The following is an 11,545-nucleotide window of genomic DNA, read 5'->3' as shown; positions in this document are numbered from 1 at the left end:
CCGCAAAAACCATGCTCTCTTTAAAACAAGATTCCTTTTTTTTCTTATGTTTAGGGATCTTTTGTTTTTATTTTTATAGCCTTTTGAGAGACTTAATGCCTTTTTTACCCCCTATGATTGGGTTTTTATTCTTGTTTTATGTGAAAAAATACGACCATTTTCTGCCAAGCCTGAGCGTGTTTGGTTGTTTGTTTTGGTTTGAGAGCATGCATTTAAAGACTTTAGGCGTTTTGGCTTTATTGTTTTTAATCTACCATCAAATCGTCTATAAAAACTCTTTAAAGTTTTTTAATGACGGCTTTTTATTCAAAACTTTGCATGTTTTTTTGGTTTATTACCTTTATTTATCGCACTTTTTTTCGGTGTCCTTGAGTTTGAAAATACTCGGCTTTCTCGCTCTTTTTGCTTTAATAGAGAGCGCTTTGTGGGGTTTGTATGAAAAATCTTCGCTATAAGCTTTTGCTCTTTGTTTTTATAGGGTTTTGGGGGTTATTGGTTTTAAATTTATTTATTTTAAGCGTTAAAAATCAAGAATACTATGAAAAACTGGCCGAACGCAACATGACCAAAAAAGAATTTCTAGTCCCTACAAGGGGCGATATTACAGACAGAAATGATGAGTTTTTAGCCACTAACGAATTGGTGTTTGGCGTGTTTTTGCCTAGTAGGCTTAGACAAAAAGAGCTTTTAGAAAAAATTGAAATGATCCAAAAGTTTTTCCCTAACTTTTCTAAAGAAACGCTTTTAAACAATTACCAAAAAGAAAATTCGCTTTATAACCATAATCTCATTAAAGTGGTTGGCTTCATTCCTTATATCGCCATGCAACCTCTTTATGCCAAACTCATCCAAACTCAAGGCATTTTTGTGCTGCCTTTAGACAAGCGCTACTACCCTAATAACGCTTTAGCTTCGCATGTTTTAGGCTATGTGGGGGTGGCAAGCTTGCAAGATTTAAAAGACGATGAAGAGAATCAATACAGCCAGATTGTGGGCAAAACCGGCATTGAAAAAGAATACAACAAGCTTTTACAAGGCAAGGTGGGCTATAAAATCATGCGTGTCAATGCGCTCAATCAAGAATTAGCCACTTTAGAAGTAGTGCCGCCAAGCACCAACAACCACTTGCAATTGAGTTTAGACAAACGCTTGCAAAAAGAAGCGGACAAGCTCTTTGAAAATAAAAGGGGGGCGATTTTAGTGATGAACGCAGAAAATGGGGAATTGCTCGTTGCAGGAAGTTACCCTGAATACAATTTGAACGATTTTGTAGGCGGGATCAGTCAAGACAAATGGCAAAAACTTCAAGATGATATTTATAACCCCTTATTAAACCGCTTCGCTAACGCCTTGTATCCGCCGGGATCTGTAGTTAAAATGGGCGTGGGGTTAAGCTTTTTAGAAAACCTTCATATCACAGAAAACACCACTATCCCCACCCCCCCTTTTATTGAAGTGGGCAAGCGCAAATTCAGGGATTGGAAAAAAACAGGGCATGGCAATTCCAATTTGTATAAAGCCATTAGGGAGTCCGTGGATGTGTATTTTTATAAGTTTGGGCTTGAAATCTCTATAGAAAAACTCTCTAAAACTTTAAGGGAAGTGGGCTTTGGGGAAAAAACGGGCGTTGATTTGCCGAATGAATTTGTGGGGATTGTGCCGGATAATTTGTGGAAACTCAAACGCTTCAATCAAGATTGGCGCGTTGGGGACACGCTCATTACCGCTATTGGGCAAGGCTCTTTTTTAGCCACGCCCTTACAAGTGCTAGCCTATACGGGACTCATTGCGACAGGCAAACTGGCGACGCCTCATTTTGCTATCAATAACAAACAACCGCTCAAAGACCCCCTAAATAGTTTTCAAAAAAAGAAGCTCCAAGCCTTGAGAGTGGGCATGTATGAAGTGTGTAACCATAAAGACGGCACCGCTTATCATTCCACAAGGGGTTCTAAGGTTACTTTAGCGTGTAAAACCGGCACCGCGCAAGTCGTGGAAATCGCTCAAAACATCGTCAACCGCATGAAAGAAAAGGATATGGAATATTTCCATCGATCCCATGCGTGGATTACGGCATTCTTGCCTTATGAAAAACCCAAATACGCTATCACTATTTTAGTAGAGCATGGGGAAGGGGGGTCAAAACTAGGGGGCTTGTTAGTGAAAATGAGCAATAAACTCTATGAGCTTGGCTATCTTTAATAAAATTCTAAATCTTTTCAAAAACGCAACCTTTTAAACGCTAAAGACCATTAGCCAACCTGTTTCCAACTCATTCCACCGCTCTATAACTCATTCTAATGGGTGGTTTAAAACTGGTCTTCATTAAAGAACACTCTAAAAGCGTAAAACTTTAATGAGTTTTAGGCTTGCTGTATGTTTGGCTTTATTCTAATCGCATACTGTGACAGCTAAAGCCTTGTTTAATATTTTGTTATTTTGCTTCATCGTTTTAGATTTTATCATTATTTTCTTAAAAGGATAAGGGGTTATTTTGCACTATTCCCCCCTTTAAGAAATAACGCTTTTAAGAAATTGCCACTTGATTAGCACAAGCTCTTTTATAGTTTTATTTTAAAAAGACTTTTAGCGTTTTTAATGCTCAATGAGAAAAGAACTTTTGATTAGCACCTATAAAGCACCCCCCTCCATTCATCATAAAGATGGATTTTATCCAAATGGCTTAAAAAGCCGGGATAATCGCTCCCTTATAGGTATCCAAAATAAATTTCCTGGTCTTTTCACTCTGCAAAGCTTCAATCAACGCTTTTATGGCTTCATCTTGTGCATTATCCTCACGAGCGGCTATTAGATTGGCATAAGGCGAGTCCTTGTCTTCTGAAAATAAGGCTCCGGTGAGTTTCGCTTGCAAGGCGTAATTCCCTGTTATGATGGCCCCATCCACATCCCCTAAAACTTTAGGCAATAATGCGGCTTCTAAAGGCTTGATTTTGATGTTGTAAGGGTTTTTGACAATATCAAACTCCGTAGCGTATAGATTGCTTGGATCTTTAAGAGCGATAAGGCCTTGTTTATGGAGTAAAATCAACGCCCTGCCTTGATTGGCCGGATCATTTGGTACAGCAATCACTGAGCCTTTTTTAAGGTTTTTAATGTCTGTGATTTTTTGAGAATAGAATCTTAAAGGCTCCACATGGATATTGGCCAAACCAACAAGATGCATTTTTCTGTCCAAATTAAACCGATCCAAATAAGGGCGGTGCTGGAAGTAATTCGCGTCTAAAGAGCCGTCATTGAGCGCTAAATTAGGCAACACATAATCCGTAAAAGACACGATCACTAATTTGATCCCTTTCTCTTTCAAATCGTCCACGACTGATTGCAAGATTTGTGCATGCGGCACAGGGTTAGCACCCACTTTAAGCTCACGAGTGATTTTGTGGTCTTCTTTTTTTTCTTTGTGGTGTTTGGCGTCCAAAAGGTTAAACAAACCTAGAGCAATTATTCCCACACTAATAACACGCTTGAATGCATTCATAAAAACCCCTTTATTAACAAAATTAATTCAAAAATGATAAAAAGATAAAACGATACGAAAATTTTAGAAACTGGCAAAGAATAAAAAGAAAAGGGTTCAATCAAGAAAAACGAAGTTTCTCTTGATCAAACAGCAAATTGAACCATTAAAGGTTAATGGAATTTTCTTTAAGATATTCTGCAACGCCTTTATGGGTAGCTTTCATACCTTTATCGCCTTTTCTCCAGCCTGCTGGGCATACTTCACCATGTTCTTCAAAGTGCAAGAGAGCGTCTACCATGCGAAGCATTTCATCGGCATTCCTACCCAATGGCAAGTCATTGATCACTGCGTGTCTTACTTTCATGTTTTTGTCAATCAAAAAAGCTCCTCTCAAAGCGATCGCTTCTTCAAACAGCACATCATAGTCTCTAGAAATGCTCTTAGTAATATCAGCCACCATAGGGAAAGTTACTTGACCAATACCGCCTTTTTCTACAGGGGTGTTTTTCCATGCAAAATGCACTTGTTCGCTGTCAATAGACACGCCAATCACATTAAAGCCTTTTTCTTGGAAGTCTTTCACTCTTTTGTCAAACGCAATGATTTCTGTAGGGCATACAAAAGTAAAATCTTTTGGCCAAAAGAAAAGAATCGCACCGCTCTTGCCTAAATTTTTAGAAAGCTCAAAGTGTTCATCAACCTCGTTGTTTCCTAAAACGGCAGGCGCTTTAAAATCGGGGGCAAGTTTTGTAACTAACATATACAACTCCTTAAGTGTTTTAAAATTTTGTTGGATCAAAATTAAACCTGAATAGATTTAATTTTATTATGCTTTCCACTCAATCAGCGGAAACATAGTGGAGTATATTCTTAAAAAGTTAATGAAAAGATATTTCCTTTTAAATTTTAAGATTTTGTGAAAAATAGTTTCATTTTTACTGCTTGTATTTCCTTGAATAGTGTTATAATCGCTTCATAAATCATACGAAAGGAATTGTTATGCTAATCGCTCGCCTTAAAAAAGCTTTAATCTCTTATTCTTTAGGGGCACTCATTGTTTCATTTTTATTAGGCGTGGCTAACGCTTCTAATCAAGAAGTCAAAGTCAAGGATTATTTTGGGGAGCAAACCATAAAGCTTCCTGTTTCTAAAATAATCTACTTGGGCAGCTTTGCAGAAGTGCCTGCCATGTTCAATACTTGGGATAGGGTTGTAGGCATTTCGGATTACGCTTTTAAATCTGATATTGTTAAAGCCACTCTCAAAGATCCTAAACGCATTAAATCCATGAGCAGTGATCATGTGGCGGCGTTGAATGTGGAGCTTTTAAAAAAGCTTGGCCCTGATCTTGTGGTAACCTTTGTGGGCAACCCTAAAGCGGTAGAGCATGCGAAAAAATTTGGTATATCATTCCTTTCTTTCCAAGAAAAAACCATTGCAGAAGTCATGGAAGATATTGACGCTCAAGCTAAAGCCTTAGAAGTTGACGCTTCTAAAAAATTGGCCAAAATGCAAGAAACTTTGGATTTCATTGCTGAGCGTTTGAAAGGCGTTAAAAAGAAAAAAGGGGTGGAGCTTTTCCATAAGGCCAATAAGATTAGCGGCCATCAAGCCCTTGATTCAGATATTTTAGAAAAAGGGGGTATAGACAATTTTGGCTTGAAATACGTCAAATTTGGGCGTGCTGACATTAGCGTGGAAAAAATCGTTAAAGAAAACCCTGAGATTATCTTTATTTGGTGGATAAGCCCACTTAGCCCTGAAGACATGTTAAACAACCCTAAATTTACTACTATTAAGGCCATCAAAAACAAGCAAGTTTATAAACTCCCCACAATGGATATTGGCGGTCCTAGAGCCCCACTCATTAGCCTTTTTATCGCTTTAAAAGCCCACCCTGAAGCCTTTAAGGGCGTGGATATCAATGCGATTGTTAAGGACTACTATAAAGTGGTTTTTGATTTGAATGATGCAGAAATTGAACCCTTTTTATGGCATTAATTTTTAAAAAGGGGCTAGTATTTTTAGCCCTTTGTGTATCGCGCTAGGCTTAAAACAAGCCTTGTAGCTAAAATTTTCTTCCCTAATTTTTATCTTATCTTTAACTTTTAAGATTTTATGAAAAATAGTTTCATTTTTACTATTGTTATTTTCTTAATGGTGTTATAATCGCTTTATAAATCATACAAAAAGGATCGTTATGTTAGTTACTCGCTTTAAAAAAGCCTTCATTTCTTATTCTTTAGGTGCGCTTGTCGCTTCATTATTATTGAATGTGTGCAACGCTTCAGTGCAAGAGGTTAAAGTCAAAGATTATTTTGGGGATCAAACGATAAAGCTTCCCGTTTCTAAAATAGCCTATATAGGGAGTTATGTAGAAGTGCCTGCCATGCTTAATGTTTGGAATAGGGTTGTAGGCGTTTCGGATTACGCTTTTAAAGATGACATTGTTAAAGCCACTCTCAAAGGCGAAGATCTTAAACGAGTCAAACACATGAGCACTGATCATACAGCCGCGCTAAATGTAGAGCTTTTAAAAAAACTTAGCCCTGATCTTGTGGTAACCTTTGTGGGCAACCCTAAAGCGGTAGAGCATGCGAAAAAATTTGGTATATCATTTCTTTCTTTTCAAGAGACAACGATTGCAGAGGCCATGCAGGCCATGCAAGCTCAAGCTACGGTCTTAGAAATTGACGCTTCTAAAAAATTCGCCAAAATGCAAGAAACTTTGGATTTCATTGCTGAGCGTTTGAAAAATGTTAAAAAGAAAAAGGGCGTGGAACTTTTCCACAAGGCCAATAAGATCAGTGGCCATCAAGCCATTAGCTCAGACATTTTAGAAAAAGGGGGCATAGACAATTTTGGCTTGAAATACGTTAAGTTTGGGCGTGCTGACATTAGCGTGGAAAAAATCGTTAAAGAAAACCCTGAAATCATTTTCATTTGGTGGGTAAGCCCACTCACGCCTGAAGACGTGTTGAACAACCCCAAGTTTTCCACTATCAAAGCTATCAAAAACAAGCAAGTCTATAAGCTCCCCACAATGGATATTGGCGGTCCTAGAGCCCCGCTCATTAGTCTTTTTATCGCTTTAAAAGCCCACCCTGAAGCGTTTAAGGGCGTGGATATCAATGCGATTGTTAAGGACTACTATAAAGTGGTTTTTGATTTGAATGATGCAGAGGTTGAGCCATTCTTATGGCATTAATTTTTAAAAAAGGGCTGATATTTTTTAGCCCTTCGTGTATCGCGCTAGGCTTAGAACAAGCCCTATAGCGATACAATTCGCTAAAAGCGAACTCCCTCCATAGCTCAAAAACGGCACCGCTAGACCTTTAACCGGAAGAATCCCACCCACCCCAAAAGCGTTGATCACCAAAGAAAAACTAATAAGCAGCACCACGCCCACGCAAAATAGCGAATATTTTGGCTCTTTCAAGCGGTTAGCGATCCTAAAAATCAAAACAATCAAAACAGAAAACAAAATAAAACAAACGCATAGCCCCAAAAACCCCCATTCTTCGGCGATCCCAGCTAAGACCATGTCCGTATGCACTTCGCTCAAAAACCCAAGCTTGATTTGCCCAAGCCCAAGCCCTTGCCCAAACAACCCCCCATTATGCATGGCATTGCCCGCATGAAAGACTTGATAGGATTCGGGCAAGTCGCTTATTCTAAGAGCGTTCGCTAATTTATCCGGCAAGAGCGTGAAAAGCGAATTTTGCAAATTAGACCACCACAATTTCAGGCGCAAAATCCTATGCTCGCTTGTAACAATCGCTAAAACGCTAATCGCAAACGCCCCTGAAATAATCAAGCCAAACAAATGCGCACTCCCCCCAGAAAAGACCAATAACACCGCTAAAACCGCCCCCAAAAGAACAATCTGCCCCAAATCGTTTTGCAAAATCCCCACCCCAATCGCTAAGGCCACAAACACAAACGAATAAGGCACAAAAGTGATGAGTTCTTCTTTGACATTAGCCTTTTCTTTTGCCACAAAGGTGCGAGACAAACTCCACGCAAGGAAAAAGGTAAAACCAATCTTTAAAAACTCCAAAGGCGCTAGAGAGAAAAACCCCAAACGAATCCATCGCTTCGCCCCCCCTGCACTGCTAGAAAGGCTTTCTGGCAAAAAAAACATGCCAATAATGAGTAATGGTGGGATAAAAAGGAGAAAAAACCCCAAACGGCTAAACCACTTGCTAGGATCAACTCTAGACAACCCCCACATGATAATAATGCCCATGATCGCGCTCACAAGCTGTCGTATAAAAAAATGGAATTCCCCATAATGATACAGCACCACTGTGGTGTAAGTTGAGAGCGAATAGCTCATCAATACCCCTAAAAAAATCAATAGCGAAGCGCAAAAAAACAGGTTTCTGTCTGTGGTCATTAGGATTTCCTTATTTTGGTTTTTGAATAGGCGTTATTTTAAGGTATTTTAGGGATATTTTACACTATAATGTCTCTGAATTGTCTTATCGCTCAAGCTTAAAGCATGCTTTGAAATTGATCGCATTCTTTAATGAAAAAGCGAGAAAAAAGCGAGCCGATTTTGGAATGCTTTTTGCATGTTATTAATTTGCAAGGGTTTAAAAAAGGGGTTTTGATGGATTTTTCTAAAGCGTTTGATCTAGCTTATAAGGCGTTGGATTATCGGTCTTTGCGTCAGGATATGATCGCTTCTAATATCGCTAATGTGGATACCCCCTTTTACAGGCCAAAGGATTTGGATTTTGAAAGCGTTTTGGCGGAGAAAAAAGCGGAAATTTTTGAAAACCAATCCAGTAAAGTTTTGCCTTTAGCCCACACTAACCCTAGGCATTTAGACTTTGAAAATAGCACTAAAGATGGAGCAAGCCTTTTTTTTAGAGATGGGCATTTGGCTAAAAATGATGGCAACAGCGTGGATTTAGACATAGAAACGAGTGAAATGGGCAAGAACTCTACCATGTATTTAGCCTTGAGTTCAGCCTTAAAAAAGTATCGAGGCGTGATCAATTACGCCATTGATTCCAGTAAGAATTTATAGTTAAGGGAAAGCATGTTTTTATCTTCTTTTGATATTAGCGGTTATGGTTTGTCCGCCCAACGCTTAAGGGCTAATTTGATTTCTTCTAATATCGCCAACGCTAACACCACGCGCACGAGCGAAGGAGGCCCTTATAGGAGGCAAGAAGCGGTGTTTAAGGCTTTTGATTTCAATGAGATTTTAAACCAAAAAATCGCCCAAAACAATCAAATTACCCCCTATGAAGACCCCTTAGATGAAGGCGATGACAATCCCTTAATCCCCATTACAAGCGTGGTGGTGGATAAGATTGTGCGCGATGATAGCGAGCCGTTGATGAAATACGATCCCAGCCACCCTGACGCTAACGCTCAAGGCTATGTGGCTTACCCCAATGTGAATGCGGTGGTTGAAATGGCGGATTTAGTGGAAGCGACTAGAGCCTATCAGGCCAATGTTGCAGCCTTTCAAAGCGCTAAAAACATGGCGCAAAACGCGATTGGCATGTTACAAACATGAATGATTTTCAACAATTTATGGTAGTATAAGGAAATTTAGGTAGTATTAGCCAAAGATCAGTAGAATACAGAAATGAATAAGATATTTAATAGAGTTAAATTTTTAAAAAAGAGCTTAAGGAGGTTCTATGCAAGCCATACACAATGATAAAAGCTTATTGAGTCCTTTCTCTGAGCTTAACACGGACAACAGGACTAAAAGAGAAGAATCGGGTAACGCCTTTAAAGAACAAAAAGGTGGGGAGTTTTCTAAACTCTTGAAACAATCCATCAACGAGCTTAACAACACTCAAGAGCAATCTGATAAAGCCTTAGCCGACATGGCGACAGGGCAGATCAAGGACTTGCACCAAGCGGCTATCGCCATAGGGAAGGCCGAAACGAGCATGAAACTCATGCTTGAAGTGCGTAACAAAGCGATCAGTGCTTATAAAGAGCTTTTGAGAACGCAGATCTAGTCTCTTAAGTGGCGTCTCTTTAAATGATCGCTTGGTCTTTTTTAAAGAGAGGGTTTGTTATTATTGCACCCCATTTTAATAGATTTTACCATCAAAAATTCGCACTCCCATGCGTTGTGAGAATCCAACGCCACGCCATTTTCAAGTAAGCGCTTATGGATAATAAGAATATTGATCCTTACTTCAACCCAGAGCAATTCCTAAAAATCCAAAGAGACAAGGGTGTGGTTACGGCACTAATCTTTTTGTTGCTTTTTTTTATTTTTTTGATGGTCGCTTTTAAAAAAGCTTTTTTTGCGCAAGCCAACATGCCCACTTTGGTGATGATCAAACAAGACACCGCTACTAGGGGGACTATCTATAGTCAAGACAACTACAGCCTGGCCACTTCGCAAACCCTTTTCAAATTGGGCTTTGATACAAGGTTTTTAAACCCGGATAAAGAAGATTTTTTCATTGATTTCCTTTCTATTTATAGCAATATCCCTAAAAAGTCCTTAAAAGACGCCATCAATACGAAAGGTTATATTATTCTAGCCTATGATCTCACGCCCAATATGGCCGCTAATATTAGAGACTTGAATAAGAAATTTTTAGCCTTTGGGGTTTTTCAAAATTTCAAAGACGCACACGATAAAGTGTGGCAAAAACAAGGGCTAAACATTGAAGTGAGCGGCGTTTCTAGGCATTACCCTTATCAAAATAGCCTAGAGCCAATCATTGGCTATGTGCAAAAACAAGAAGAAGACAAGCTCACTTTAACTACCGGTAAAAAAGGCGTTGAAAAATCTCAAGATCATTTGCTTAAAGCCCAACAAAATGGCATAAAAACAGGCAAAAGAGATGTGAGTTTTAACTTTATCCAAAACCACTCTTACACAGAGGTTGAACGGCTTGATGGCTATGAGGTGTATTTGAGCGTTCCTTTAAAGCTCCAAAGAGAAATTGAAACCCTATTAGATAAAACTAAAGACAAACTCAAGGCTAAAGAAATCCTAGTGGGTATCATTAACCCTAAAAGCGGGGAAATCTTATCGCTGGCTTCAAGCAAGCGCTTCAATCCTAATGCGATTAAAACCAGCGATTATGAAAGCTTGAATTTGAGCGTTGCCGAAAAGGTTTTTGAACCAGGCAGCACGATCAAACCCATTGTTTATTCCTTGCTGTTGGATAAGAATTTGATCAACCCCAAAGAACGCATTGATTTAAACCATGGCTATTACCAATTAGGAAAATACACCATTAAAGACGACTTTATTCCTAGTAAAAAAGCCGTTGTGGAAGACATTTTGATCCAATCTAGCAATGTGGGCATGATAAAAATCAGCAAAAATCTCAACCCGGAGGATTTCTATAACGGGCTTTTAGGCTATGGATTTTCTCAAAAAACGGGCATTGATTTATCCTTAGAAGCCACAGGAAAGATCCCTCCTTTGTCCGCTTTCAAGCGTGAAGTGTTAAAGGGGAGCGTCTCTTATGGCTATGGGTTGAACGCAACTTTTTTGCAACTTTTAAGGGCTTATGCGGTGTTTTCTAATGAAGGCAAATTGACTACCCCTTATTTAGTGCAACGAGAAACCGCCCCTAATGGCGATATTTACATCCCTAGCCCCAAACCCACTTTTCAAGTCATTAGCCCCAAAAGCGCTAGGAAAATGAAAGAAACCTTAATCAAAGTGGTGCGTTACGGCACAGGCAAAAACGCTCAATTTGAAGGGCTATACATAGGGGGCAAAACCGGCACGGCTAGGGTTGCTAAAAACGGGAGTTATAGTGCAGAGTCCTACAACAGCTCTTTTTTTGGGTTCGCTGAAGATGAAAGGCAGGTTTTTACTATCGGCGTGGTTATCTTAGGCTCGCATGGCAAGGAAGAATATTACGCTAGCAAGATTGCAGCCCCTATTTTTAAAGAAATCACCGAAATTTTAGTGCGTTACAATTATCTATCGCCCTCTATTGCGATTCAAAACGCGTTGGAGAAAAACCGCTTTAAAATAAAATAAAAGGCTCTTTTTAACCCAAACTCCAAAAAGGAGTCTTAAGTTTGCCGGCTCTGTGGCATTAAGGCCAA

Annotated in this window: 12 protein-coding genes; 9 read left to right on the top strand and 3 right to left on the bottom strand. The window is 39.3% G+C overall.

The features are described from left to right. The first annotated feature begins 11 nt into the window (after positions 1 to 11). Together QT76_RS01295 and mrdA are read left to right on the top strand one after the other, a co-directional pair. Positions 12 to 455: a hypothetical protein gene (locus QT76_RS01295; RefSeq protein ID WP_033616271.1), complete on the top strand. Its 444-nt coding sequence runs from the start codon at positions 12 to 14 to the stop codon at positions 453 to 455. Beyond that, entirely contained in the window at positions 436 to 2,202 is a 1,767-nt protein-coding gene (gene mrdA / locus QT76_RS01290) for a penicillin-binding protein 2 (protein WP_033616270.1), read from the top strand. Before QT76_RS01295 ends, mrdA begins: the two co-directional genes overlap by 20 nt. 481 nt (positions 2,203 to 2,683) lie before the next feature. Here mrdA and QT76_RS01285 read toward each other — a convergent pair whose 3' ends face one another. Further along, positions 2,684 to 3,499, bottom strand: a complete 816-nt coding sequence (locus QT76_RS01285) for a MetQ/NlpA family ABC transporter substrate-binding protein (protein ID WP_033616269.1) — start codon at positions 3,497 to 3,499, stop codon at positions 2,684 to 2,686. A gap of 145 nt (positions 3,500 to 3,644) precedes the next feature. Next, positions 3,645 to 4,241 carry a peroxiredoxin gene (locus tag QT76_RS01280; protein WP_000961662.1) on the bottom strand — a complete coding sequence of 199 codons (597 nt, stop codon included), beginning with the start codon at positions 4,239 to 4,241 and terminating at the stop codon, positions 3,645 to 3,647. Positions 4,242 to 4,480: 239 nt separating this feature from the next. Here QT76_RS01280 and QT76_RS01275 point away from each other — a divergent pair, with 239 nt between their 5' ends. Together QT76_RS01275 and QT76_RS01270 are read left to right on the top strand one after the other, a co-directional pair. Next, positions 4,481 to 5,482 (top strand): ABC transporter substrate-binding protein, encoded by a 1,002-nt coding sequence (locus QT76_RS01275; protein WP_033616268.1) that lies wholly within the window; start codon positions 4,481 to 4,483, stop codon positions 5,480 to 5,482. Positions 5,483 to 5,681: 199 nt separating this feature from the next. Next, positions 5,682 to 6,689, top strand: a complete 1,008-nt coding sequence (locus QT76_RS01270; protein ID WP_033616267.1) for an ABC transporter substrate-binding protein — start codon at positions 5,682 to 5,684, stop codon at positions 6,687 to 6,689. A 24-nt stretch (positions 6,690 to 6,713) separates the two neighbouring features. On the opposite strand, the gene QT76_RS01265 is transcribed toward QT76_RS01270, so the two are convergent. Continuing rightward, entirely contained in the window at positions 6,714 to 7,880 is a 1,167-nt protein-coding gene (locus QT76_RS01265; protein ID WP_033616266.1) for an FtsW/RodA/SpoVE family cell cycle protein, read from the bottom strand. A gap of 132 nt (positions 7,881 to 8,012) precedes the next feature. On the opposite strand from QT76_RS01265, the gene flgB reads away from it, so the two are divergent. From flgB to QT76_RS01245, 5 genes are all read left to right on the top strand, one after another. Further along, positions 8,013 to 8,519, top strand: a complete 507-nt coding sequence (flgB, locus tag QT76_RS01260; RefSeq protein ID WP_162971622.1) for a flagellar basal body rod protein FlgB — start codon at positions 8,013 to 8,015, stop codon at positions 8,517 to 8,519. Between the two features lie 12 nt (positions 8,520 to 8,531). Then, a complete protein-coding gene (gene flgC, locus QT76_RS01255) occupies positions 8,532 to 9,017 on the top strand; it encodes a flagellar basal body rod protein FlgC (protein ID WP_000480093.1) in 486 nt (161 codons plus the stop codon). Positions 9,018 to 9,144: 127 nt separating this feature from the next. Continuing rightward, positions 9,145 to 9,474: a flagellar hook-basal body complex protein FliE gene (gene fliE / locus QT76_RS01250; RefSeq protein ID WP_001147916.1), complete on the top strand. Its 330-nt coding sequence runs from the start codon at positions 9,145 to 9,147 to the stop codon at positions 9,472 to 9,474. Positions 9,475 to 9,497: 23 nt separating this feature from the next. Then, complete coding sequence (locus QT76_RS08325; RefSeq protein WP_080242385.1) at positions 9,498 to 9,623, top strand: transcriptional regulator; 126 nt, start codon at positions 9,498 to 9,500, stop codon at positions 9,621 to 9,623. Positions 9,624 to 9,629: 6 nt separating this feature from the next. Continuing rightward, entirely contained in the window at positions 9,630 to 11,477 is a 1,848-nt protein-coding gene (locus QT76_RS01245) for a peptidoglycan D,D-transpeptidase FtsI family protein (RefSeq protein WP_033616265.1), read from the top strand. The last annotated feature ends 68 nt before the right edge of the window (positions 11,478 to 11,545 follow it).

Source organism: Helicobacter pylori SA37A, assembly GCF_000476015.1.
In the GTDB taxonomy this organism is placed as follows: Bacteria; Campylobacterota; Campylobacteria; order Campylobacterales; family Helicobacteraceae; genus Helicobacter; species Helicobacter pylori_DB.
Note: the sequence above shows the minus strand (reverse complement) of the source record. Positions and strands in the feature narration are given on the sequence as shown.